This is a genomic window from Flavobacterium sp. W22_SRS_FP1 (assembly GCF_052113685.1).
GTDB lineage: Bacteria > Bacteroidota > Bacteroidia > Flavobacteriales > Flavobacteriaceae > Flavobacterium.
In genome coordinates, this window is the sequence record NZ_JBGQOE010000001.1 from 300,369 (window position 1) to 326,197 (window position 25,829).

18 protein-coding genes, 3 tRNA genes and 1 pseudogene are annotated in these 25,829 nt (G+C 35.8%); 12 read left to right on the forward strand and 10 right to left on the reverse strand.

Translation table 11 applies throughout. The features are described from left to right. The first annotated feature begins 14 nt into the window (after nt 1-14). The gene (locus ACEN2H_RS01185) at nt 15-809 is read left to right on the forward strand and encodes a HipA family kinase (protein ID WP_441729652.1); all 795 of its coding nucleotides are present in this window, start codon (nt 15-17) and stop codon (nt 807-809) included. Beyond that, on the forward strand, nt 787-1,170 hold the full coding sequence (locus ACEN2H_RS01190) for a DUF3037 domain-containing protein (protein WP_441729653.1): 384 nt from the start codon (nt 787-789) through the stop codon (nt 1,168-1,170). The genes ACEN2H_RS01185 and ACEN2H_RS01190 overlap by 23 nt, the downstream gene beginning before the upstream one ends. 39 nt (nt 1,171-1,209) lie before the next feature. Here ACEN2H_RS01190 and ACEN2H_RS01195 read toward each other — a convergent pair whose 3' ends face one another. Continuing rightward, on the reverse strand, nt 1,210-1,719 hold the full coding sequence (locus ACEN2H_RS01195; protein WP_441729654.1) for a GNAT family N-acetyltransferase: 510 nt from the start codon (nt 1,717-1,719) through the stop codon (nt 1,210-1,212). 432 nt (nt 1,720-2,151) lie between these two features. Here ACEN2H_RS01195 and ACEN2H_RS01200 point away from each other — a divergent pair, with 432 nt between their 5' ends. Beyond that, nucleotides 2,152-2,691 (forward strand): YSC84-related protein, encoded by a 540-nt coding sequence (locus ACEN2H_RS01200; protein WP_441729655.1) that lies wholly within the window; start codon nt 2,152-2,154, stop codon nt 2,689-2,691. A 259-nt stretch (nt 2,692-2,950) separates the two neighbouring features. Then, complete coding sequence (locus ACEN2H_RS01205) at nt 2,951-3,301, forward strand: response regulator (RefSeq protein ID WP_441729656.1); 351 nt, start codon at nt 2,951-2,953, stop codon at nt 3,299-3,301. A gap of 136 nt (nt 3,302-3,437) precedes the next feature. Here the strand turns inward: ACEN2H_RS01205 and ACEN2H_RS01210 are convergent, their stop codons facing one another. The 4 genes from ACEN2H_RS01210 to thrA form a co-directional block, all read right to left on the reverse strand. Then, complete coding sequence (locus tag ACEN2H_RS01210; protein WP_441729657.1) at nt 3,438-3,905, reverse strand: hypothetical protein; 468 nt, start codon at nt 3,903-3,905, stop codon at nt 3,438-3,440. A gap of 267 nt (nt 3,906-4,172) precedes the next feature. Continuing rightward, on the reverse strand, nt 4,173-5,462 hold the full coding sequence (gene thrC / locus ACEN2H_RS01215; RefSeq protein ID WP_441729658.1) for a threonine synthase: 1,290 nt from the start codon (nt 5,460-5,462) through the stop codon (nt 4,173-4,175). A 116-nt stretch (nt 5,463-5,578) separates the two neighbouring features. Beyond that, nucleotides 5,579-6,499 carry a homoserine kinase gene (locus ACEN2H_RS01220; RefSeq protein WP_441729659.1) on the reverse strand — a complete coding sequence of 307 codons (921 nt, stop codon included), beginning with the start codon at nt 6,497-6,499 and terminating at the stop codon, nt 5,579-5,581. Between the two features lie 117 nt (nt 6,500-6,616). Then, nucleotides 6,617-9,064: a bifunctional aspartate kinase/homoserine dehydrogenase I gene (thrA, locus tag ACEN2H_RS01225; protein WP_441729660.1), complete on the reverse strand. Its 2,448-nt coding sequence runs from the start codon at nt 9,062-9,064 to the stop codon at nt 6,617-6,619. Nucleotides 9,065-9,749: 685 nt separating this feature from the next. Between thrA and hutH the strand changes: the two genes are divergently transcribed. The 3 genes from hutH to ACEN2H_RS01240 are packed head-to-tail and all read left to right on the forward strand — an operon-like array spanning nt 9,750 to nt 13,268. Further along, on the forward strand, nt 9,750-11,258 hold the full coding sequence (gene hutH, locus ACEN2H_RS01230; RefSeq protein ID WP_441729661.1) for a histidine ammonia-lyase: 1,509 nt from the start codon (nt 9,750-9,752) through the stop codon (nt 11,256-11,258). 52 nt (nt 11,259-11,310) lie between these two features. Next, nucleotides 11,311-11,955, forward strand: a complete 645-nt coding sequence (locus tag ACEN2H_RS01235) for a DUF47 domain-containing protein (protein ID WP_441729662.1) — start codon at nt 11,311-11,313, stop codon at nt 11,953-11,955. 29 nt (nt 11,956-11,984) lie between these two features. Continuing rightward, on the forward strand, nt 11,985-13,268 hold the full coding sequence (locus ACEN2H_RS01240; protein WP_441729663.1) for an anion permease: 1,284 nt from the start codon (nt 11,985-11,987) through the stop codon (nt 13,266-13,268). Nucleotides 13,269-13,371: 103 nt separating this feature from the next. Here ACEN2H_RS01240 and rimK read toward each other — a convergent pair whose 3' ends face one another. Together rimK and ACEN2H_RS01250 are read right to left on the reverse strand one after the other, a co-directional pair. Next, nucleotides 13,372-14,742: a 30S ribosomal protein S6--L-glutamate ligase gene (gene rimK, locus ACEN2H_RS01245; RefSeq protein WP_441729664.1), complete on the reverse strand. Its 1,371-nt coding sequence runs from the start codon at nt 14,740-14,742 to the stop codon at nt 13,372-13,374. A 139-nt stretch (nt 14,743-14,881) separates the two neighbouring features. Further along, nucleotides 14,882-17,431 carry an ATP-dependent Clp protease ATP-binding subunit gene (locus tag ACEN2H_RS01250; RefSeq protein ID WP_441729665.1) on the reverse strand — a complete coding sequence of 850 codons (2,550 nt, stop codon included), beginning with the start codon at nt 17,429-17,431 and terminating at the stop codon, nt 14,882-14,884. Nucleotides 17,432-17,692: 261 nt separating this feature from the next. Here ACEN2H_RS01250 and gyrA point away from each other — a divergent pair, with 261 nt between their 5' ends. Both gyrA and ACEN2H_RS01260 read left to right on the forward strand, forming a co-directional pair. Then, a complete protein-coding gene (gene gyrA, locus ACEN2H_RS01255) occupies nt 17,693-20,314 on the forward strand; it encodes a DNA gyrase subunit A (RefSeq protein ID WP_441729666.1) in 2,622 nt (873 codons plus the stop codon). Nucleotides 20,315-20,366: 52 nt separating this feature from the next. Continuing rightward, nucleotides 20,367-21,638, forward strand: a complete 1,272-nt coding sequence (locus ACEN2H_RS01260) for a tetratricopeptide repeat protein (protein ID WP_441729667.1) — start codon at nt 20,367-20,369, stop codon at nt 21,636-21,638. Between the two features lie 55 nt (nt 21,639-21,693). Here the strand turns inward: ACEN2H_RS01260 and ACEN2H_RS01265 are convergent, their stop codons facing one another. Both ACEN2H_RS01265 and ACEN2H_RS01270 read right to left on the reverse strand, forming a co-directional pair. After that, the gene (locus tag ACEN2H_RS01265; RefSeq protein WP_441729668.1) at nt 21,694-22,455 is read right to left on the reverse strand and encodes a C40 family peptidase; all 762 of its coding nucleotides are present in this window, start codon (nt 22,453-22,455) and stop codon (nt 21,694-21,696) included. A 72-nt stretch (nt 22,456-22,527) separates the two neighbouring features. Further along, a complete protein-coding gene (locus ACEN2H_RS01270; RefSeq protein ID WP_441729669.1) occupies nt 22,528-23,706 on the reverse strand; it encodes an acetyl-CoA C-acyltransferase in 1,179 nt (392 codons plus the stop codon). Nucleotides 23,707-23,946: 240 nt separating this feature from the next. Here ACEN2H_RS01270 and ACEN2H_RS01275 point away from each other — a divergent pair. The 3 genes from ACEN2H_RS01275 (at nt 23,947) to ACEN2H_RS01285 (ending at nt 24,265) form a co-directional block, all read left to right on the forward strand. Further along, nucleotides 23,947-24,030, forward strand: a tRNA-Ser gene (locus tag ACEN2H_RS01275). A gap of 63 nt (nt 24,031-24,093) precedes the next feature. After that, nucleotides 24,094-24,168: transfer RNA gene (locus ACEN2H_RS01280), tRNA-Pro, on the forward strand. A 23-nt stretch (nt 24,169-24,191) separates the two neighbouring features. Next, a tRNA-Arg gene (locus tag ACEN2H_RS01285) sits at nt 24,192-24,265 on the forward strand. 727 nt (nt 24,266-24,992) lie between these two features. On the opposite strand, the pseudogene ACEN2H_RS01290 reads toward ACEN2H_RS01285, so the two are convergent. After that, nucleotides 24,993-25,772 (reverse strand): annotated as a pseudogene (locus ACEN2H_RS01290) (recombinase family protein); the annotation flags it as partial. Nucleotides 25,773-25,829 lie beyond the last annotated feature (57 nt).

The window sequence follows — 25,829 nt, forward strand, 5'->3', positions numbered from 1 at the left end:
AGTAAATTCCGAATATGAAAACCAAGTTCAATCTTCGAACCGTAAATGTAACGCGGTACATCTCTCCTTTGCGCGAAGGCGGTTCTCTGCCTGCTTTGGCGGAAGCTGATGATGATTTCAAATACGTGCTCAAATTCAAAGGTGCTGGTCACGGTGTCAAAGCCTTAATCGCCGAGCTGATTGGTGGCGAAATTGCACGAGCTTTAGGTATGAAAATGCCAGAGTTGGTTTTTGCCAATCTTGATGAAGCTTTTGGACGTACTGAGGCCGATGAGGAAATTCAGGATTTATTGCAGGGAAGTCAAGGGATGAATTTAGCACTGCATTTTCTTTCGGGTGCAATCAATTTTGATCCTGTGGTAACAGTTGTTGATTCTGCTTTGGCATCACAAATTGTTTGGCTAGACGCTTTCATCACTAATGTAGATCGTACCTTTAGAAATACTAACATGTTGATTTGGCATAAAGAATTATGGTTAATCGATCACGGGGCAAGTTTGTATTTTCATCACTCTTGGACCAATTGGGAAAAACACGCTAAAAGTCCGTTTGCCTTAATAAAAGACCACGTATTGTTGCCGCAGGCGTCAGTATTGGCTGAAACAGATACCGCTTTCAAAAAAATATTGACTCCCGAAGTCTTAGAAGAAATTGTAAACTTAATCCCAGAGGAATGGTTGCAGTGGGAAGAGGTCGAAGACAACGCAGCAGAATTGCGAAATATATATTTGCAGTTTCTATTGACCCGATTAAATCATTCAGAAATTTTTATAAAGGAAGCACAAAATGCAAGAGAAAAACTTATATGAGTATGCTGTAATTCGTGTTGTGCCTAAGGTAGAGCGCGAAGAATTCCTCAATGTAGGGATTGTTCTTTTTTGCAAAAAAGCCAAATTTATAAAAGTACTTCATTCTCTTAATGTGGAAAAAGCATTATTATTTTCGGCAGAAACGGATGTGGAACAAATCCAAATGAATCTATTGGCTTTCGAAAAAGTAGCACATGGCACCAAAGATGGTGGGCCTATTGCATTGATGGATGTTCCGTCCCGTTTTCGTTGGTTAACCGCTTTGCGTAGTTCCGTAATTCAAACCTCAAGACCGCATCCGGGATTGTGTGACAATTTAGAGAATACGACGCAACGACTATTTGAAGAGTTCGTTCTTTAAAACACGCGCCTCAGTAGACATGTTTTTTCGCCTTAAAAATTAGATTATATTTTTCTCCAACACCATAAACTCCAGAGGCTGCTCTGAGATTGAAATATGAATGTCACCTACAGGAAAAGCCTCTCTTGCTCCGGTATCAATATAACCATGACGTTTGTACCAAGCAATCAATTCATCTCTGGCTGATATTACTGTCATTACAATTGTTTTCAATCCCAATGCTTTAGCATGTGTTTCGGCATTATACAAAAGTTTTTTTCCAATACCGCTATTCTGCAATTCCGGAGAAACCGTTAGCATCCCTAAATACAATTGCTGTTCTTTTTCAACGAGCAAAACACAAGCGTTAATATGTCCATTCTCAGTAAATTTCAGAATTGTGTTTTTAGAGTCTTGAAGAATTTCAATTAACTCTGATTCATTCGTGCGGCTACCTTCAAGCAAGTTAGCCTCAGTAGTCCATCCTTTTTTGGAGAACTCCCCGCGGTAAGCTGAATTTATTAATTTATTTAAGCTCGAAACATCTTCTAATAGTGCTTTTGTTATCATGGGTATTTACGTTAGTCGTAGTAGGAATTTCTTTTAGCAAATATAAATAAAACTACAACAGAATAAGTTTTTAGTTCTATTCTAATTCTGCTTTGGGCGTAACCCTAAAGCAGAATTTTTTTCTATTAAAGTATTAATCTACAGCTTTGGGGTCAGGCTTTTGGCTCAATCTTTATTTTTGAAAGAAAAAAATAAAGGATAACGCCGCAATCCCTTACGCAAAAATGTCGTAATAAATGTATACGCTCCTATTCATGAAATTTTTCAAAATCAAAAAGCCAGACTGATAAATATCTTAATGTAAGTCAAGAACTTAATTTGGTGTTAAATTATTAGTTCTAAAAGCTGTAAGCCGCCAAAGCCGCTACTTATTGGGTAAAAAAGCTGTACCTTTAAATGTATAGGAAATAAAATAATTTAATAATTTAAGAAATGAGAAATTTAAATATCACTTGGGTTTTTGTAATGGCTTGTCTGCTGAACATATCGGCTATATTAGGGCAGTCGAAAGATAAAATAAAGAGCATTATCTCTGATAGCGAGACTGCAAAGAGGGAATTTATTGCAGAGGATCCACTTCTGAAAGCGATTTTTGAAAGATCGGCTGGCTATGTCATTTTCCCTAATGTGGGTAAAGGTGGCTTTATTGTTGGTGGGGCAGCTGGTAATGGTGCTGTTTATGAGCATGGTAAGCTTATAGGTATGGCTAAGTTATCGCAAGTAACCATTGGATTCCAGGCAGGAGGACAGGCATATAGTGAGGTCATATTTTTTGAGTCAAAAAAGGAATTGGAGCGTTTTAAAGATAGTCAATTTGAGTTTGCTGCCCAAGTTTCGGCAGTGGCAGTAACCGAAGGAGCCTCAGCAAATGTAAAATATACGGATGGTGTGATGGTGTTCACTATGCAAAAAGGCGGGCTGATGTATGAAGCATCAATTGGCGGACAAAAGTTTAAGTTTAATAAATTGTAAAATGCTTTTTTGAATAGAAAAGAAAACTAATCATAGTAGTTTTTTTAAGTATAGAATAGATTCAAAGGCAGAGTCCACCTAAACCGTGTCCTCTCAATGAAAACTGACTTGCAGGTTATCTAAACCTTAATCAGGATAAAAAAAAGCTACTAAGTTTAGTAAGTTAGTAGCTTTTTTTGTGGGTAATTTTGGCGAGGCAAAAATAAATATTTGCAGTAAGAGCAAAAAGAGTATTACTCGAATAAAAGCAAAATTAAAAATGCTAATTACTGATGATGAAATTATTTCAAGAAAGTTAATCTTAAAGTCAGCACAAGATCTTAGAAAAGAGATAATCGAAGTAAAAACTTGGTTTGAAACAATTGAAAAATTCAAAGAGCATCCAAATATCAATTTAATATTAGTTGACGTTCAGATGCCTGACATGAACTGCTATGAACTAAAAATAGAGATTAGGGAATTAAACAGTGATGTAATTATTATAACACAGTCCGTTTTTGGACTTAATGGTGATAGAGAAAAAGCGTTGCTTGCAGGATCTAATGATTACATTACAAAACCAATAGACAAAACCGAATTCCTTATTGTGCTAAACAAGTATTTTGGCTAGTGTAAATTCTATAAATCGACGGCAATTGATCAAATTTTGGTTGGCATGGTAATATTGAGCAGGTACGTTCTGACTAGCGATAGAAATTAATTTCGGGTATTGTGTGGATATGCCATTATTTTTTCCGAGCTTCCTTTTATTCGTTTGTCGTTATTACAAAAATAATTAACGGTGAATCCCCAATATTTTTTAAACCATGAAAACCACCGCCTCGCATTGTAGTAATATTTCCTTTTTCTACTCTATATTTATTTTCAGTACTTTCCCAATCTTTCTTTTCAAGATACTCAGCTGTTCCTTCCATAATAATGTACAATTCTTGTTCTTTTCGGGAGCCATGAGTGTGAAAACCCACTGAATCGTTAGAAGTTGGTAAGATCATATAAGCTCCAATTCGGTTATTAACCAACTCCCCGTCAGCGAACATTTGGAGTAGATAAACCAAACCGTTACCTCCATACATATTCGGTCTTTTATCGTATTGTATAACTTTTCTTGGGCTTTTGCCAAAGTGAATCGTGTTCAGGTTTAAACTTTCTTTCATTACAGAATCGAGATAAGTCATTTCACTTTCGGACACATTTTCTCTATTTGATAAAATCATACTATTAAATTTTGTTTATTTTTTTCTCAGTTATTCTGTAAGGATAGAATAAAGATAGTTTTGCTAATTTAGCTAATAATTTTTTGTGAGTCTACTCCATGCGATTTTATCCCAAAACTAAATTTTTATAAATTAGAAAAGAACAGTTCATTTCTGCTTTTAAAATGCAGATTTCTATTCAAAATCAATTAAATAAAATTATTTAATAAAAAAACGACTGAAAAATGTCTTCTCAGTCGTTTGTATATTTAAGAAGTGTTTAAAGAATTACCTTAAAAATGCTTTAAACTCCTCGTAAGTTTTAATTTTAGTACTCACTTTGTCCTTTCCTAATACACTTTCAATTTGTTTAGGAATTGGCAGTTTTACATTTAATGTTGGTTCCACAGTATCCAAAAACTTGATTGGATGTGCGGTTTCTAGGAAAATCCCAATGGCATTGCTATGATTTTGTAATTCTCTTTTTAATCCAAGGTAACCAACAGCTCCATGCGGTTCGGCGATGTAGCCGTTTTTATTGTAAATGGATTTCATGGCTTCTAAAGTGGCTACATCTGAGAAAGTAAAAGAAGAAAAATCCTTTTTGAATTCCTCTAAATCATTCTGGTACATTTCCTGAATACGGATGAAATTGCTAGGATTCCCAACGTCCATCGCATTTGATATTGTTGCTACGGAAGGTTTTGGATCATAAACTCCATTTTCTAAGAAACGAGGTACCGTATCATTCACATTAGTGGAGGCTACAAAATGCGCTACTGGCAAGCCCATTTTTTTGGCGATAATTCCCGCACAAATATTCCCAAAGTTTCCACTCGGACAAGAGAAAATCAAAGGTTTGTTTTGTTTTTTTAAGGCTTTATACGCGAAAAAGAAATAAAACATCTGTGGCAACCAGCGTGCGATATTGATCGAATTCGCCGAAGTCAGATTATGATGTTTCAAACTCTCATCTAAGAATGCTTTTTTAACCATGTCTTGGCAATCATCAAAAAAACCGTCTACTTCAAGTGCTGAAATATTTTGTCCTAAAGTCGTCAATTGTCGTTCTTGAATGTCACTTACTTTACCTGATGGATAAAGGATAATCACCTCAACGCCTTTTACACCCAGAAATCCACTTGCAACTGCACCACCTGTATCTCCAGAAGTAGCAACAAGAACCGTATTTTTACTGTCTTTTTTATCTTTGTTGAAATATCCTAAACAACGGGACATAAATCGGGCGCCTACGTCCTTAAAAGCCATGGTAGGACCGTGAAATAATTCAAGGGAATAGATTCCGTTTTCGACTTCTACGACTGGGAATTCAAAGCAAAGTGTATCGGCAATGATTTCTTTTAATTTATCCTCAGGAATTTCGTCACCCACAAATTGGCGAATCGCCTCAAAAGCAATTTCCTCATTGCTTAGATTTTCGATAGTGTCAAAAAATTCTTGAGGTAAAGGAGTAATTGTTTCGGGAAAATACAATCCTTTATCAGATGCTAATCCTTGTATTACAGCTTCTTGAAAAGAGACGTTTGCTGCGTTATGGTTTAAACTGTAGTATTTCATTGTAACTTTTATTTTCTTAAATCTTTTGCCGCAGATTCACAGATTAAAAATGATTTTTTAAAATCAGTGCATCTTGGGCTATTATTTCACTGATTATTTTGTGTTTTAGATAGAGCTTATAGTATGCGAACGCCATCAGGATTTACTTTTGAAACGTGAATTTCATAAGGCAAATTCATTTTGTCATAAACGGCACTCATTGCTTTGGCAATTTTATTTGCTGTATCTTGTCCTTTGCTTAAAGCGAATATAGAAGGACCTGAACCTGAAATACCAGATCCTAAAGCTCCGTTTTCTAAAGCGGTTTGTTTGATTAAATCAAAACCCGGAATTAGTACACTGCGAATAGGTTCCACAATTTCATCATGTAGCGAGCGACCTATTAAATCATAATCTTTGGTGTATAAACCAGCGATCAATCCACCTACATTTCCCCATTGCATAATAGCGCTTTTGAGGGAAACTGTTTGTTTTAAGACGGAACGCGCATCTGATGTTTTCAACTCAATCTGTGGATGAACTACCGTGGCGTACAATTCAGATGGACTTTCGATTCTAATGATATCTAGCGGGCTGTAACTGCGCACCAATGTAAAACCACCAAGTAGGGCGGGGGCAACATTATCGGCATGAGCATTTCCGCAAGCTAGTTTTTCGCCTTGCATAGCAAAAGGAACCAAATCTTTGATCTCAAATGGTCTTCCTAAAAGTTCATTGATACCAAAAACAGCTCCTGCTGAACTGGCCGCGCTACTGCCAATTCCGCTTCCTGCTTTGATGTTTTTGTAGATTTCGATATCAAAACCTGCATCCGATTGTAAGGCATCAAGCATCGACAAAGCCGCAACTCCGGCTACATTTTTGTCGGTTTCGAGCGGCAAATCAGCACCTACCAGTTTAGTGATGCGAATTCCTTTTTGGTCTGATTTCCTAATAATCATTTCATCTCCCACATTGTCCAAACACAATCCAAGGACGTCGAAGCCACAGGATAGATTCGCGATTGTCGCAGGGCAAAATATTTTTATTTCGTTCATTTTCTATTAGTTTCAAAGAAGCAAAGCTTCAAAGGTTCAAAGTTTCCAAAACTTAGAGCTTATTGATAAACGACTAAATTTTGCTACTTTGTTCCTGAGTTACTTTGTAACTTAAATTTACACATTCCCTATTCTTATTACATCTGCAAAAATACCTGAAGCGGTAACTGCAGCACCAGCACCAGCGCCTTTTATTAATAACGGTTGGTCTACATAGCGATCTGTGTAGAACAATACGATATTGTCTTTTCCTTCTAAATTATAAAAAGGATGATCTTTTGGGATGAATTGCAAACCAACGCTTGCTTTTCCATCTTCAAATTGGGCTACAAATTTTAATCGGCTCTCTTTTTCATTGGCTTCCGCCAAAATTCCTTCGAAATGACTAGCATGTTCAATTAGTGACTTAAAGAAATCTTCATTGTTTGCTGTTTCCATACATGCAACAGGAAGAAAAGATTCGTTTGCAATCTCTTCAATTTCCATCTTGTACCCACTTTCGCGAATTAAGATCAATATTTTTCTAGCTACGTCAATTCCGCTCAAATCAATCTTTGGGTCTGGTTCCGTAAATCCTTGAATACCGGCTTCTTTTACCACATTATGAAAAGAATGATTTTGATCAAAATTATTAAAGATAAAGTTCAAACTTCCTGATAAAACAGCTTGAATTTTATTGACTTTGTCACCTGAAGCGACTAAATTTTTTACAGTGTCAATAATAGGTAGTCCAGCGCCAACATTAGTTTCAAACAAGAAAGGCGCATTGTATTTTCGAGATAAATTTTTAAGGTTTTTGTAATTGTCATACGCTGATGAGCAGGCAATCTTGTTGCAAGTTACCACTGCAATATTTTGTTTTAAAAAATGCTCGTATGTTCTTGAAACACTTTCGTTTGCGGTGATATCGACAAAAATACTATTTCGTAAATTAAGTGCTTTTACTTTAGAGATGAAAGCTTCTTTATCAGCAGCTTCTCCATTATCTAAAGCACTTTGCCATACTTTTAGGTTAATTCCGTCGTCGTCAAAATGCATTTTTCTTGAATTAGACAAAGCGATAACTCGTAGATTTATTTTTAAGTTGTCCTTCAGGAATTTATTTTGCTGGCTGATTTGCTCGATGAATTTTTCTCCAACATTACCGACACCCATTACAAACAAGTTTAATTGTTTTGTATTGTCTTCAAAAAAGCGTTCGTGAAGTGTATTTAATGCTTTTTTGACATCTCTTTCGTTGATTACTGCCGAAATATTTCTTTCAGAAGCACCTTGAGCAATTGCACGAATATTAACATTATTTTTTCCTAAAGTACTGAACATTTTACCGCTCAAGCCTTGATGATTTTTCATGTTTTCCCCCACAAGAGCGATGATGCAAAGATTTTTCTCTACTATGCAAGGGTCAATTTTGTGTTGCAAAATCTCTATATGAAAAGCTTTGTTGATAGCTTCTTCAGCCGCTTGGGCGTCTGAATTTAGAATTCCGATACAAATGGAATGTTCAGACGAAGCTTGAGTAATAAAAATAACATTTATGTTTTCATGTGATAAAACTTCAAACAGTCTTTTTGAAGATCCAGAAACACCTATCATTCCTGGTCCTTCAAGCGTAATCAAAGTGATGTGCTCGATATGGCTAATTCCTTTTACCGGAGAACCGTTTGATAGGCTATTATTTGATATAAAGGTTCCTTCTGCCTCTGGCTCGAACGTGTTTTTGATATGAATTGGAATATTCTTTCTCAATACTGGTTGAATAGTTGGAGGAAACAAAACTTTGGCACCAAAATGAGATAATTCCATGGCTTCTTGATATGAAATGGAAGCTATCGGTTGGGCTTGTTTTACGATTTTAGGATTGGCAGTGTACATGCCATTCACGTCAGTCCAAATTTCTAAATCAGTCGCATCTAAAGCCCCAGCCATAATTGCAGCTGTATAATCTGATCCGCCACGACCTAAAGTGGTATTGATACCGTCAAGGGCGGAAGCAATAAATCCCGGCATAACAATAACTTGCGATTCACTCGATTTGTAAAAATCAGTGATTAATTGATTTGTTATTGCGAAGTTTACCGCTGCTTTTCCAAAAGAATTATTAGTTTTAATTAGTTCTCGACTGTCTTTATAACTGCTGTTTGTTAAATTTTGCTTTAGCGCTTCGGCTATAATATAAGAAGACAATAACTCTCCAAAGCTTAAAATAGTATCAGATGTTCTATTGGATAACTCGCCCAATAAGAAACAACCGTCCAATAAAGTTTCCAGATGGTTTGTAATTCTTTTTATATTGCTTAACGAGCCACTTTGTTCGCTAATGGGAATTAACTCCTTTATCGCGTCTAGATGTTTTTTCTCTATATCAGCAACAATTTCTTTATAAGTTTCATCATTAGATGCCGCTTTTTCAGAAGCCAATTCCAATAAATTAGTCACTTGACTAAAAGCGGAAACCACTACAATTAATTTATCTTGTTTTGCTTTATTTGATACGATGTCTAAGACACGTTTTATATTTTGGGCATTGGCGACAGAAGTTCCACCAAATTTTAATATTTTCATTTTGTTTGTTTTGATTTAGAAAATGCAAGCTTCTTTTATACATCCAAAGATTTCCTTTTTTTAAAAAAGAAAAATAGTTTGATAGGATTATATGTAAAATGTATACCCCTAAGGGGTAGTAGTTGTAACTGTAAATGTAGTTGTAGCAGATAGTACAACCCGAATTTGGGCTAGTATCGAAGTGTGATATTTTGATCTGTTGTGTTTCATTTCTGTTTGCCAAAAATACAGTTTTTTATAAAAAGCAAAAAACCTTTTTTCAGTTTTTGCGAATATTTTAATAATCTAATGAGAATTTGATTCTTGTTGAGTATTTCTCATTTTAGGAGCTTATTAATAGAACAATCGATATATTTCATTTACTCCCTACTCCAAGTAAATTTGTTTATTACTAATTTTTTTTTATCATCGACTGATATATTTTTCTCGTTTCAGCTTGATTAACAAGCTATTCATATACCGCGTGTACTAATTGTATTCAATAAATGCAGTGTGTAGCGGGTGGATATAGTCAGTTCTACAGTTATTAAAACTGTATTACTATTTAAGGAAGAATATTCTTGTAATTACTACGTCAAATTCATTAATTTAATATTATTTGACAATAATTTTTAATTATTATTAATATAAGTTGCTTTTTAATATTGATTTATTCAATTTTGGCTATTCAAAAAATCAATGCAAGATGGATAATACACATTACATAAGTACTGAAGTGCTTTCCCTTGAAATAGTACAAGAAATTATTTCCCAACATAAATTATTAGAATTATCTGATGAAGCCAAAATCAATATTCAAAAATGTCGCGACTTTTTAGATGACAAAATGGTTTCTCATTCGGAGCCTATTTACGGTATTAATACTGGTTTTGGTTCACTTTGCAATGTGAAAATATCGAATGAAAACTTGTCGAAATTACAAGAAAACCTAGTGAAATCCCATTCTTGCGGTACGGGAGAAGAGGTTCCAAGTGCTATTGTAAAATTAATGTTGTTACTTAAAATACAGTCTTTAAGTTATGGACATTCAGGAATACAATTGCAAACAGTGGAGCGATTAGTTGCTTTCTACAACAACGATATTTTGCCAGTAATTTATACCCAGGGTTCGTTAGGTGCTTCTGGAGATTTAGCTCCTTTAGCACATCTTTCATTACCATTGTTAGGTGAAGGAGAAGTTTATTTTGAAGGTAAAAAAGTACATTCAAGTGTAATAATGGCACACTTTAACTGGGAGCCAATTGTATTGCAATCTAAAGAAGGTTTGGCCTTATTGAATGGTACTCAGTTTATGAGTGCCTATGGAGCACATATTTTAATGAAAGCCAATAAGTTCTCTTATTTAGCAGATCTAATAGGAGCTATTTCTTTAGAAGGTTTCGACGGTCGTATCGAACCATTTGATGAGTTAATACATTTTATACGTCCGCACAAAGGTCAAATCGTTACGGCTAGTCGTGTAAAAGGATTTTTAGAGGGTAGTGAAATCATTGAGCAAGAGAAAATGCATGTGCAAGATCCATACTCATTTCGTTGCATTCCTCAAGTGCACGGAGCATCAAAAGACGCTTTCGAGTATGTGAAAAAAGTATTTAAAACTGAAATTAATTCGGTTACAGATAATCCTAATATCTTTATTGAAAGTGATAAAATTATCTCTGGAGGTAATTTTCATGGGCAGCCTTTAGCATTAGCCCTAGACTTTATGGCAATTGCTTTGGCAGAATTAGGCAGTATTTCAGAAAGAAGAACCTACCAATTAATTTCAGGATTACGTAATCTACCTGCATTTTTAGTGGATAACCCTGGATTGAACTCCGGATTGATGATTCCTCAATATACAGCGGCCAGTATTGTTAGTCAGAACAAGCAATTAGCGACACCGGCTAGTATTGATAGCATCGTGTCTAGCAATGGTCAAGAAGACCATGTGAGTATGGGAGCAAACGGAGCTACAAAAGCATTGCGAGTAATGGACAATATCGAGCGCATTTTAGCAATCGAATTAATGAATGCAGCGCAAGCCATTCAATACAGGAGACCTTTGAAATCGAGCGATTTTATCGAAATGTTTTTAGCTGCTTACAGAGAGGAAGTTTCATTTATAAAGGAAGACCGTATTTTGCATTACGATATTGAGAAAACGGTGTCTTTTTTGAATAGTTTCCAAATCGAAGAAGATTTATTAGGCTAGTGCAGATTGAGCGCAAAAATGAAGTAAATTTGCGTTGTAAAAACACATAAAAATGTCAATAAATAGTATTTTCCAATTTTTAGTCCCTAAGGAAAAAAAGTTTTTTCCGCTATTTGAGGATGCCTCAAATAATTTAATCGAACTAGCGTCAATCTTACATGATGCAGTCAACCTTCCTTTAAAAGAAAGAGAAGTTCTTTTTCAAAAAATTGACAAACTAGAGGAAAGAGGAGAAGTAATCACTCGACAAACTAATCTTGAGTTGAGTAGAAACTTTATTACACCCTTCGACAGGGAAGACATTCACTCTTTGATTACTAAAATTGATAATGTTGCGGATAACCTGCATGGGGCTGCAAGTAGAATGCGTCTTTATCAGGTTGATAAGATTACTAAGTCCATAAGAAAATTGACTGAAATTAACCTTGAAGCTTGCCAGAATATTGGTGTGGCTGTAAATGAATTAAAGAATTTAAAAGACATTAAGAAGATTACTGAAGCATGTGCTAGAATTAGCAAGCTGGAGAATAAATCGGATAATGTGTATAATAAAGCTGTTTTTGAAATATTCGAAAACGAAACGGATGTTAAAAACATTATTAAATATAAAGAAGTATTATCGGTTTTAGAAACTGCGACTGATAAGTGTAAGAGCGTGGCTAGTGTTTTAGAGTCTATAGCAGTAAAAAATTCTTAATCTAATCAGATACTTCTTAAGTTACACTTATGGAATTTACTTTACTTATTGTTATTATTGTATTGGCCTTGATTTTTGATTATATCAATGGTTTTCACGATGCAGCCAATGCTATTGCTACCGTTGTTGCAACCAAAGTGTTGTCTCCGTTTCAAGCGGTACTTTGGGCTGCTTTTTTTAACTTCTTGGCATATTGGGTTTTTGGCTTTGGTGTAGCAGATACTGTTGCTAAAACAGCAAATACGATGGATATTAACCTCGTGGTTATTCTGGCAGGGGTAGTTGCTGCTATTTGTTGGAATCTACTCACTTGGTGGCTAGGAATACCTTCAAGTTCATCTCATACTTTAATTGGTGGTTTTGCCGGAGCGGCAATAGCGCATGCTGGTTTTGGTGTGGTTTCTTGGTACAAAGAAGGTAAGGATGGCGGAATGCCTTCTGGTGTTACTATCATTATTGCTTTTATCGTATTAGCCCCCTTACTAGGAGCTTTGATTTCTTATCTGATTTCGATTTGGCTTTTGTACTCTTCTAAAAAAAGTATTTATCCCAAATTATTTACATTATTGTTAATGGCATCGACAATTTGGTTTGTCGAAAGTCAAATGTTGTACTATGATGCGATATCTGAACCACGTTTTGATTCTCATTTTTGGAGTGTAGCTTGTGAAGCGCATAACATTAAATGGTTTTTGGTGGCTTTTATTGTTTTGTCTGTAAGCATGTTTTGTTTAATTTTTAGTTCTTTAAATCTAAATCAAGCAGCATTATTGCTAAAGAAAATGCAATTATTATCCTCAGCAGCTTTTAGTTTAGGTCACGGTGGAAATGATTCACAGAAAGTAATGGGTATTATTGCTGCTGCCGTTGCTGTTTATATTCATACTAGCGGTGTGGCGCAAGAAAGTTTACCAGATTGGCTTGATGTAATTTTACCTAAAGATGACATTGCTGGTCAGATGCCTGTTTGGATCCCGCTAGCTTGTTATTCTGCTATCGCCGCCGGAACGTTAAGTGGGGGGTGGAAAATCGTTAAAACAATGGGTTCTAAGATCACAAAAGTAACTTCTTTTGAAGGTGTGGCCGCAGAAACAGCCGGTGCTTTAACACTATATTTTACAGAACATTTAAAAATTCCTGTAAGTACAACACATACGATTACAGGTTCGATCATAGGAGTAGGTTTGACAAAAAGAGTTTCTGCAGTACGTTGGGGGGTAACCGTAAGTTTATTATGGGCTTGGGTATTAACGATTCCTGTATCGGCTGTTTTAGCTGCTTTAATTTACTATGTTCTTAGTCTAGTTCTATAATAATTCAGAGCTTTTGATTAAATAAAAAAACCATCCAAATTTTAGAAATAGGATGGTTTTTTTGTGTCAATTTAGCTGAAAAGAAGTATCAACTGAATCTAAGTTATTTTATTTTAAAGTTCTTTTCGATGGCCTTAATCATTTCACCTGCAATATCTTTATTTGTTGCCCCTTCGATTCCCTCTAACCCTGGAGAAGAATTAACTTCTAGTAGTAAAGGTCCTTTTGAAGAACGGATAATATCGACACCTGCTACTTTCAAATCCATAGCTTTTGCTGCTTTTATCGCGATACGCTTTTCTTCCATAGTTACATTTATAACCGATGCTGTTCCTCCAAGATGAATGTTAGCTCTGAACTCACCAGGCATAGCTTCACGTTGTATGGAAGCAACCACTTTGCCGTCTATTACAAAACAACGGATATCTTTCCCATTAGCTTCTTTGATAAACTCCTGGACTAATATATTGGCATTTAAGCTTTTGAATGCGTTGATAACACTTTCTGCAGCTTTTTTTGTCTCGGCCAAAACTACTCCTTTACCTTGGGTTCCTTCAAGTAGTTTTACAATTAGTGGTGGCCCTCCCACCATCTTGATCAGATCATTGGTGTCTAGGGGTGAGTTGGCAAAACCAGTTGTTGGAATTCCAATTCCGCTATTCAAGAGTAACTGCAGTGAATATAATTTGTCACGAGATTGTGTTATTGCGCTTGCGGAGTTAAGACAAAATACTTTTAACGCTTCAAACTGCCTCGTTAATGCACATCCATAAAAAGTCATACTTGGTCGTATTCTTGGAATAATGGCGTCAAATTGGTTGAGTATGATCCCGCCTCGATAATGAATTTCGGGCGTTTCCGCATCAAGTTTCATATAGCACTCCTTAATATTCAAAAAATGCATTTCGTGACCGCGCATTTCACCGGCTTCCATGATTCTTTTGTTGCTGTATAGTTCAGGGTTGCTTGCTAAAACACCTATTCGTAAGCCTGTGCTCGCTTTTGCGGAATTTTTATATAACTCCTTAAGGTTTTCAGATGTGGGTTGACCCAAAAGATATTGTTTTTCTGGATCAACCAGAACTCTTCCGCTCATCGCTTCACGCCCCAGAAGCATTCGAAACCCCATTGAATCACGATTAGTTAATGTCATTTCAATAGGCCATTTTGAATCTCCAATTTCTAAGTTAGTCTGAATAACATACCGTTGTTCACGAAATCCGCTAGAACTTTTTACGATCCGTTTGTCTATTAAAGGAGCCTCACAGTGTATAACTGTTTTGAGGTTATTCTGAATTGGGTTGATATCGAATTTAACCCAGTTAGTCTCGTTTTTGATGAATGGGGCAATGTTTATGGCATGTAATGCCGATGTTTTTGCACCTGAATCGACGCGAGCTTTTATTGTAGGGATTCCCAATTCTGGAAAGGAGCACCATTCTTCGCTACCGAGAATTACTTTGTTTTGTGACATATTATTATATAGTTTGACCTGCAATTATAAAATTCAAATGTAAATATTTGTTTTTAATATTAACAATAAATTATTTAAAGAATAAACCCGTTACACTATAAAAATGGAACGGGTTTATTTTATGGTTAATAATAAAAATCTACTGCTTAGTAGGCTGTTCAGCTTTATTAACTTTTACGGTCAATTCCTGCGTACCTTCTTCAATGTCCATGAAAATATCGTCACCTGAAGCTATTTTAGAAGTAATAATCTCCTCAGCAAGGGCATCTTCAACATATTTTTGAATTGCCCTTTTTAGTGGCCTTGCACCAAACTGTCTATCAAAACCTTTTTCTGCGATAAATGCTTTTGCTTTATCCGAGAGGCTTAAATTATAACCCAATTCAGAGACTCTAGAATATAATTTTTTCAACTCAATTTCGATAATTAAGTCAATATCATGTTTTTCCAAGGCGTTGAATACGATTACATCATCAATTCTATTAAGGAATTCTGGCGCAAAGGTTTTCTTTAAGGCATTTTCAATTATGCTCTTAGAGTTATCATCGGCTTGTGCTACTTTAGCAGCGGTACCGAAGCCAACCCCTTGACCAAAATCTTTTAATTGTCGGGCACCTACATTAGAAGTCATTATTATAATAGTGTTTTTGAAGTCAATTTTTCGACCTAAACTATCAGTAAGATATCCATCATCAAGAACTTGCAATAACATATTGAAAACATCTGGATGTGCTTTTTCAATTTCATCTAATAAAACTACACAATATGGTTTTCGACGAACTTTTTCAGTTAATTGTCCACCTTCTTCATAACCTACGTATCCTGGAGGTGCACCAATCAAACGAGAGATGGCAAATTTCTCCATGTATTCACTCATGTCAATTCGTACCAAAGCATCTTCAGAATCAAATAATTCTTTAGCCAAGACTTTAGCCAACTGTGTTTTTCCAACTCCTGTTTGACCTAGGAATATAAACGATCCGATTGGTCGATTAGGATCTTTCAAGCCAGCACGATTTCTTTGTATAGATCGGGCAATTTTTATGACTGCCTCATTTTGGCCAACGACCTTACTTTCTATAAGCTCAGGTAATTTAGCTAGTTTGTTACTTTCTGTTTGCGCTATACGATTTACTGGAATTCCAGTCATCATCGATACTACATCGGCAACATTGTCTTCTGTAACTTCGATGCGGTTGTTTTTAGCATCTTCTTCCCATTGTTCTTGAGCTATGGCCAATTCTTTTTCGATGCGTTTCTCATCATCGCGAAGCTTGGCAGCTTCCTCATATTTCTGTTTTTTGACAACAACATTTTTTAATTCTCGAATATCTTCCAACTGACGTTCTAAATCAAGAATTTTTTTAGGAACTTCAATATTGGTGATATGTACACGTGAACCTGCTTCATCTAAAGCATCAATTGCTTTGTCCGGCAAAAAACGTTCTGACATATACCTATTTGTTAATTTCACACAGGCTTCAATAGCATCAGGTGTATAAATAACATTATGGTGGTCTTCGTATTTGTTTTTTATGTTGTTCAAAATTGTGATTGTTTCTTCAACAGAAGTGGGTTCCACAATTATCTTTTGAAAACGTCTTTCTAAAGCACCATCTTTCTCAATATACTGTCTGTACTCGTCAAGGGTAGTAGCTCCGATGCATTGGATTTCTCCTCTTGCTAAAGCTGGTTTAAACATGTTGGATGCATCTAAGGAACCTGTCGCTCCGCCAGCGCCTACAATAGTGTGAATCTCATCTATAAAAAGAATGATATCATCATTTTTTTCCAATTCGTTCATTACCGCTTTCATACGTTCTTCAAACTGCCCTCTATATTTAGTACCGGCAACTAGGCTGGCTAAATCTAAAGTTACGACGCGCTTGCCGAATAGTATTCTAGAAACTTTTTTCTGTATGATACGTAGCGCTAAACCTTCAGCAATAGCAGATTTCCCAACTCCTGGCTCACCAATAAGTAGTGGGTTGTTCTTCTTACGTCGGCTTAATATCTGGCAGACGCGCTCAATTTCTTTTTCTCGCCCTACAACAGGATCTAATTTTCCTTCCTCAGCCATTTCGGTCAAATCCCTTCCGAAATTATCTAAAACGGGTGTTTTAGACTTTTTGTTTGATTTATTAGCGGGATTATTAAAATTGGCTTCTTTTAGACTGTCATCTTGTCCTGAATCATCATTGTATGAGTCAGTTGCTTTTGGTAAGTTCTCTAAGAACTCTTCTTCGCTTGGTGTCATATTTATGTATTGTTCTTTAACTACATCATAATCAATTTTTAACTTATTCAGTAGTTTGGTTGTTGGATCATTTTCATTTCTTAGAATGCATAATAAAAGATGCGCTGTACTTACGGATGAGCTTTGAAATACCTTTGCTTCTAAAAAAGTTGTTTTCAATGCACGCTCCGCTTGACGAGTCAAATGAAGGTTTTTCTTTTCAATATTAGTCTCTGTAGTAGGGTTTGCAGGGCTTAGTATTTCTACTTTTCTACGTAGATAGTCTAAATCAATAGACAGGTTGTTTAATACTTGTATTGCTTTGCCACTTCCGTCTCGAAGGATACCTAGCATCAAGTGTTCTGTTCCAATGAAGTCATGACCTAGTCGCAAAGCTTCCTCTTTGCTGTAAGTAATAACGTCTTTTACTCTTGGTGAAAAATTATCATCCATAATGTATGTGTTGATTGTATATGTAAATTTAGTGAATTACCTTGTGTAAAACAAAAATCGTTCCTTAAGATATCATGTCAGCTAATTGACGAAAAAATGATTAAATAAAGTCAAAATAAAACAGTTTATTTATGAAATAAATAAGAGCTCTCCTTTGTTAATAATTCATTAAAATAAGTGTGTTAAAACACTATCAAAAATTTCAAAAAAGCGTATATTGGCACGTTTTGAAACTAATATAATTTTTTAATATAACAACTTATGTCTGAAGGAGAAAAGTTAATTCCTATTAACATAGAAGATGAAATGAAAACTGCTTACATCGATTACTCGATGTCGGTAATTGTATCAAGAGCACTTCCAGATGTTAGAGATGGCTTGAAACCAGTACATCGAAGAGTACTTTTTGGAATGCATGATTTGGGAGTTAACTCGCGATCGTCCCACAAAAAGTCCGCAAGAATTGTAGGGGAAGTTTTAGGAAAGTATCACCCGCACGGAGATACATCCGTTTATGATGCCATGGTTCGTATGGCGCAGGAATGGAGTATGCGTTATTTATTGATTGACGGTCAAGGTAACTTTGGTTCTGTTGATGGAGATAGTCCTGCAGCGATGCGTTATACAGAGGCTAGAATGCGCAAGATTTCAGAAGAAATTTTAGCGGATATAGATAAAGAAACTGTTGATTTTAAATTAAATTTTGATGATACGTTAGAAGAACCAACAGTTATGCCCACTCGTGTTCCTACCTTATTGATAAATGGGGCAACAGGAATTGCAGTAGGTATGGCTACTAATATGCCACCGCACAACTTAACTGAAGTGATCGATGGTACATTGGCGTATATGGACAATAATGATATTGAGATTGATGAACTAATCAATTATATAAAAGCTCCAGATTTTCCTACTGGTGGTATAATATATGGTTATGAAGGCGTTCGTGAAGCGTTCAAAACCGGTAGGGGTAGAGTAGTGATGCGTGCCAAAGTTGGTTTTGAGGAAGTGGAAGGTCGTGAGTGCATTATTGTAACCGAAATTCCATACCAAGTCAATAAGGCAGACATGATCAAGCGTACTGCGGATTTGGTTAACGACAAAAAAATTGAAGGGATTGCAAACATACGTGATGAATCTGACAGAAACGGTATGCGTATCGTTTATATCTTAAAGCGCGATGCTACACCTAATGTCGTTTTAAATACCTTGTACAAGTATACGCAGCTGCAGTCTTCTTTCAGTGTAAATAATATTGCTATAGTAAAAGGTCGTCCTCAAATGTTGAATTTGAAAGACCTGATACACTATTTTGTAGAGCACCGCCACGATGTGGTAACTCGCAGAACTCAATTTGAGCTTAAAAAAGCAGAAGCCAGAGCACATATTCTGGAAGGTTTGATTATCGCCTCAGATAATATTGATGAGGTAATTGCCTTAATCAAAGCTTCAAAAAGTACTGAAGAAGCTAGAGAAAGATTAATCGAAAGATTTAAATTATCTGACATTCAGTCTCGTGCTATTGTAGAAATGCGTTTGCGTCAATTGACAGGTCTTGAACAAGACAAGTTAAGAACAGAGTACGACGAAATTATGAAGTTGATTCAGCATTTGAAAGCTTTACTTGCTGATGTAAACTTAAGAATTGCCTTGATTAAAGAAGAACTTATTGAAATCCGTGATAAATATGGAGATGAGCGCCGTTCAATAATTGAATATTCTGGTGGTGACGTTAGTATAGAAGATTTAATTGCAGATGAAAATGTAGTGATTACTATTTCTCATGCAGGTTACATAAAACGCACGAACTTATCTGAATACAAGACTCAAAATAGAGGTGGAGTTGGTCAAAAAAGTGCTGGGACAAGAGATCAAGATTTCTTAGAACACATGTTTGTTGCTACAAATCATCAATATATGATGTTTTTTACCCAAAAAGGGAAATGTTTTTGGATGCGTGTTTATGAAATACCAGAAGGAAGTAAGACCGCTAAAGGGAGAGCTATTCAAAATCTTATAAATATTGAGAGCGACGATAAAGTCAAAGCATTTATTTGTACACAAGATTTAAAAGACCAAGATTATATTAAGAGTCATAATTTGATTATGGTAACTAAAAAAGGTCAGGTCAAGAAAACCTCATTGGAGAAATACTCTAAACCTAGAGTAAACGGTGTTGCCGCAATAACTATTAAGGAAGGGGATGAATTATTAGAAGCAAAATTAACAAATGGTGAAAGCCAAATAATACTTGCGCTTAAGTCTGGTAAGTTAGTTCGTTTTGAAGAAACCAAGACCCGTCCAATGGGTAGAACTGCATCTGGAGTTCGCGGAATAACACTAAAAGATGACAATGATGAGGTGATTGGTATGGTTGCTGTTAATGACATGAATAGTGAGATTTTGGTTGTTGCAGAAAAAGGATACGGAAAACGTTCAAGTCTTGACGAATATAGAATTACAAACCGTGGAGGTAAAGGCGTTAAAACGTTAAATATCACAGAGAAAACAGGAGATTTGATTTCTATCAATGCAGTTACAGATGCGGATGATTTGATGATAATAAACAAATCGGGATTAACCATAAGAATGGCTGTTGAAGACCTCAGAGTTATGGGTCGCGCCACTCAAGGGGTAAAACTGATCAATATTAAAGGGAATGATAAGATTGCCGCCGTTACGAAAGTAATGAAAAACGATGTTGAAGAAACCGTAGTTGATGAAGATGGAAATATTATTGAATCTGAATCTATTGAAAAAGTAAAACCTGTTCTTGAAATACTTGAAGATGAAGAAGTAGTTGATGACGAAGATGATTCTGAAGATGAAGAAGCTGAGGAAGACGAAATCGAAGAAGATGATTCAGAGGAAGACGAAGATTAATAAAACAATTGTAATAAACAAGAACGATTTTTAAATAAAAAACAAAAATACCATGAAAAGTAAATATGTAATATTAGCGTCAGCTTTATTGATTTCTGCTGCTACTTTTGCTCAAAAGAACGAAATAAAAGCAGCCGAAAAAGCCTTGAAAAAAGGAGAGTCTAAAGAAGCAGCAACTATCTTGCAAAGTGCGGAGTCTCTAATTTCAGCTGCGTCAGACGCTGAAAAAGCTCAATTTTTCTTTGTTAAAGGAAATGTTTATTTAGATTTAGCAGATAAAAATATAGAGGCAGATAAAAACTTGTCTTTAGCAGCAGCGGCATATCTTGATTTAATAGCAGCGGAAAAAGCATCTGGAAAATCAAAATATTCAAGCGAAGCAGCCACATCGGTAACTAAGATTAAATATAAGTTAATAAATAGTGCCATTTCGGATTCGAAAGCGGATAAACATGCTACTAGCGCAGATAAATTATACGAAGCGTATATGTTAGATACAAAAGACACCTTGAATCTTTATTATGCGGCCTCTACTTATGTAAATGCCAACCAATATGATAAAGCAATGAGTATGTATAATGAGTTGAAGAGATTGAACTACTCTGGAAAAGCAACGAATTATTTAGCAGTAAATAAATTGACTCTTGAGGAAGACCTTTTTAACACGGTTGCGGAAAGAGATAGAATGGTAAAAATGGGAACGCATGAACAGCCTAAAAATGAAGTTATTCCTTCAAAAAGAGGGGAGATATTTAAAAACATGGCGTTAATTTTGGTGGAAAGTGGCAAAACAGAAGAAGCTAAAAAAGCGGTTGCAGAGGCAAGACAAGCTAATCCTGAAGACACTTCATTAATTTTGACAGAAGCAAATCTATATTTGGAAACTAAGGACTTTGAAACTTATAAAAAATTAGTCGGCGAGGTATTGGCTAAAAATCCTAATGATGCTGACTTGGTTTTTAATTTAGGTGTTCTTAGTGCGAACGCTAAAAAGACTGCAGAAGCTGAGAAATACTACGCTCGGGCAATAGAAATTAATCCAAAATATCTTAACGCCTACATAAATATGGCGGCATTAAAGTTAGAAAGCGAAAATGCAATTATTGAGAAAATGAATAAGTTAGGAACTTCTGATAAAGAAATGAAGCAATACGATGTCTTAAAAGCAGAAAGAAAGGCGATATTTAAGTCGGTAATCCCTTATCTAGTTAAGGCTTTAGAAGTAGACCCTAAAAACGAGGATGTTTCAAAAACTTTGTTAGGCGTTTACAGTGCGTTAGAAATGACTGCTGAGAAAAAAGCGTTAGAATCTAAAATGAACTAACCTATTTTTTAAGAGAAAAAAACCTATCTGATTAGATTTTCAGATAGGTTTTTTTTTATATTATTTTTTTTATAACTCGGAGTTTGTGTGTGTGTTTATTAATTTCTGCATTGTAAATTCCTAGATGGTCTAGTCGATCTATCCTTACTTTTCCGCTGGCATGGATAATGTAATTGTTTTCCATTATTATTCCGACATGTATTATATTACCTTCCTCATTATCAAAAAAAGCCAAATCTCCTGGTTCGCTTTCTTCTATAAAACTTAATGCTTCCCCTTGAGTTGACTGTTGCGAGGCATCCCTCAATAATTTATAACCATTGAGCTTGTAAACCATTTGAGTAAAACCAGAACAATCGATTCCAAAAGGTGTTTTTCCGCCCCACAAATAGGGTGCGTTTAAATATAAAAAGGCTGTTTTTATCAGATTTTTTTTGTCTTTAACTCCATTAACCTTGGTGCCCTCAAAATCAAAATTGCCTTTATTCATCTCCGGATGATTGATAAAAGACAACGAAGATCCCAATGGGATAGGAATTAATAAATTAGATGCACCAGTAATGTATTCTACTAAATCTGAATTTAAAATAATCAGATCTTCCGAGAGTAAATCGTAGCTAGATTCAGTAATATTTTGATATTGTTTTGAATCTATCCAGCCTTCATATCCGTCAAATTGCATTTTGATGCGAGACCATTGTTTTAATTGCTCCAAAATCTTAAAATGTTCTCCAAACAAAACTTGCGAAACGATTTCACTTTTATCATTTGGTTCAACCCGAAGAGGGATTATAGCCAGATTACAAATTCCGAACATTTAGGTTTATTTATTAGTTAAGAATTATGCGTTATAAGCTGTAATAGTATAACGCATAAATTATAATTATTTTTAGGCTCGTTCAATAACGACAGACGAAGCTCCACCACCACCATTACATATAGCAGCTGCTCCAATTTTAGCATTGTTTTGTTCTAAAACATTCAATAGCGTAACGATAATGCGAGCACCAGAACAACCTAGAGGGTGTCCTAGCGATACTGCGCCACCGTTTACATTAACTTTATCATTATCTAAACCTAAAATTTTTGAATTAGCTAACCCTACAACTGCGAAGGCTTCGTTAAATTCAAAGAAATCAACATCGGTGATTGCTATATTTGCTTTATCCAGCGCTTTAGGAAGTGCCTTTGATGGACTAGTTGTAAACCATTTTGGTTCTTGAGCGGCATCGGCATAACTCTTAATAAAAGCTAGAGGTTTTAATCCTAATGAAAGGGCTTTTTCTTCACTCATTAGAATCAATGCCGCTGCGCCATCATTTATTGTAGATGAATTAGCAGCTGTAACAGTGCCCTCTTTTGTGAATACTGAATTTAATGTAGGGATTCGATCCAATTTCACATTGGTGAATTCTTCATCTTTCGATACTATTATAGGGTCTCCTTTTCTTTGAGGAACAGGTACAGGGACTATTTCATTATCAAATTTTCCAGCGTCCCAAGCTTTCGCAGAACGATTATAGGACTGAATTGCATATTTATCTTGGTCTTCTCTTGTAAACTTATACTCAGCGGCGCACAAATCTGCGCATACCCCCATTGCGTTGTTATCATAGGCATCAACGAGACCATCTTTTTGCAGTCCATCAACCATAGAGGCTGGGCCAAATTTGGTTCCATTTCTCAAATGCATGTAATGTGGGGCTAAACTCATGTTTTCCATCCCACCGGCAATGACAATTTCTGCATCACCACACTGTATTGCTTGTGCTGCCATCATCACGGATTTCATTCCTGATGCACATACTTTATTTATTGTAGTGCAGACTACGCTATCAGGTAAACCAGCATAAATTGCTGCTTGGCGAGCAGGAGCCTGTCCTACACCTGCCTGAATTACGTTGCCCATAAAAACTTCATCAACTAAATTTGGATCTAAATTTATTTTATCTAATGCTCCTTTTATTGCCGCCGCCCCTAACTTGGGCGCAGAAATTGTAGATAACCCACCCATAAAACTTCCGATAGGTGTCCTAACGGCAGAAACGATAACAACTCTTTTGCTCATAACTTATATAATGTTGGTTTATATAGCAAATTTAATCTTTTTTGTACAAATTTTGATTTTGATTTAGATATTATATTTTTTTGAAAACAAATGCAGTTTTTCCTGTAGGCTATATGTTTGACTGTGAACTGTTTTTATAAAAATGTCGAAAAACATAAAAAAAAAGCCTAGAAATAGTTGTGAGTAACGCAAAGAAGTTCTAAATTTGCAACCGCAAAACAAGACAGGTTCTTTGAGCTTGGAGGGGTGCCAGAGTGGTAATGGAGCAGTTTGCTAAACTGTCACCGAGTAATCGGTGCCAGGGTTCGAGTCCCTGTCCCTCCGCTTTTTTTTATGTTTAGAAACTAGCTTTTTAAATAATAGAAACCATTTAACTAAATTGTTTTTCGGGGTGTAGCGTAGCTCGGTTATCGCGCCTGCTTTGGGAGCAGGAGGTCGCAGGTTCGAATCCTGCCACCCCGACTGATTTTTTTTACATGAGCAATGGAGGCATAGCTCAGCTGGATAGAGCACCTGCCTTCTAAGCAGGCGGTCGAAGGTTCGAATCCTTCTGCCTTCACGGTATGGGACAAGTCTATTTTTTTAGACTTGTCCCATTTTTTTTTGCCTCGGGAAGCCCCGTTAACACTGGTGATTTTCATTAGGACTGGATTCAAATCTGCGGTTCGAACTTTTTTATTTTCAAATTGAAAATTATTTGGAAATATCGAACCAATTATTCGTCTTTTAGTGTCAATATCTCCTTCAATGTACTGATTTCCAATGTTTTTAATCTTTTCTGTGGCGTTTTTGTATAGTTCGAAAACTTCTTTTTCGTTGATAGCCTCCGATTCTTTATCTTTTAATTCGGAGTGGATATTCTCATATCTGGTCTTTGCAATTTGGTATTCTGTTTTGTCAATATCTCCATCAATATAAATATCCTGTAAGCGTTGTAGTTTGGCTTCAATATTTATCACTTTTTCATAATGCTTGGCTCCAAGTTGCTTTTTATCTCTTTCGTTGTAAAGCGCTTCTTTAATTTTATCTTCGAATATTTTCTTTACAGGAGCCTCCATTGAAATTGTTTTTAAATAATCGCCAATCCAAAGATTAACATCCTCCAAAAGATATCTGCTATTGCATGGGCTTACACAGTGATAATAGGAATAATACTTAGAGCGTCCCTTTGAAGTGCTTCCTGTTAATGCATTATTGCACTTTGGACACAATAAAAATCCTTTTAGGGGGTAAGTGTCATTTAATTTTTTATGGTTGGTATGGTGCTTTTTCCTTCTATTGTTTAATATATCCTGCACCTGATCAAAAAGGGCTTTTGAAATCAAAGGTTCGTGTATTCCATTAGCAATGCATGCCTTTTCGTCTTTATAGGCTTTGATGGGAACTCCTCCATAATAGATAGGGTTTTTTAATAAATTTGAAAATGGAGTTTTAGTAGTGCTTAGCCCTTTTTTATTTAGCTTTTTCATCACCTCAATTTGATTGTATAGGCCTGTACTCATTAATTCGAAGGCTTCCTGAACCAATTTCGCACTCTTTCCCGGAATCAACAGTGGCTTTTTGGCACTGTCTTTTCCATTTTCATATCCCTTTGGAGCGCTTCCAACATATCTTCCTTCCTTGAAGGCTCTTCGCATTCCAGATATGATGTTTAAGGAACGGCGGTGATTCTCTACTTGCGGGATTGACAGGTATACCGCAAGCATTAATCCTTGCTCTGGAATAGATAAGTCCAAAGGCTGTTCTATTGCATTAACCTCTATGGCAAGTTCATTAATGACTGAAATCATTTGGTAGGATTCGCCAGTGTTCCGAGAAAATCGGTCCCATTTAATGAATATTAGCTGATGAACCTCTTTTTTGTTTTTCTTGCAATAATCCAATAGTTTTTTAAACTCGGGACGCTTGAAAGTTTTTGCAGAATAGTCCTCCCGGAATATCTCCAAAATGTTCAAGTTATTGGTTTGGCAATAATTGATTAATTTTTGCTCCTGGTCGCGAAGTGAATAGCCTCTTCCAGCTTGTTCGTCCGTCGAGACTCTAACGTACAGAATTACATTTTTCATCTGCTCTTTTCTTTAATAAATTTTTTACTGTAACCTCCGCGAAAACGGTCAATAATT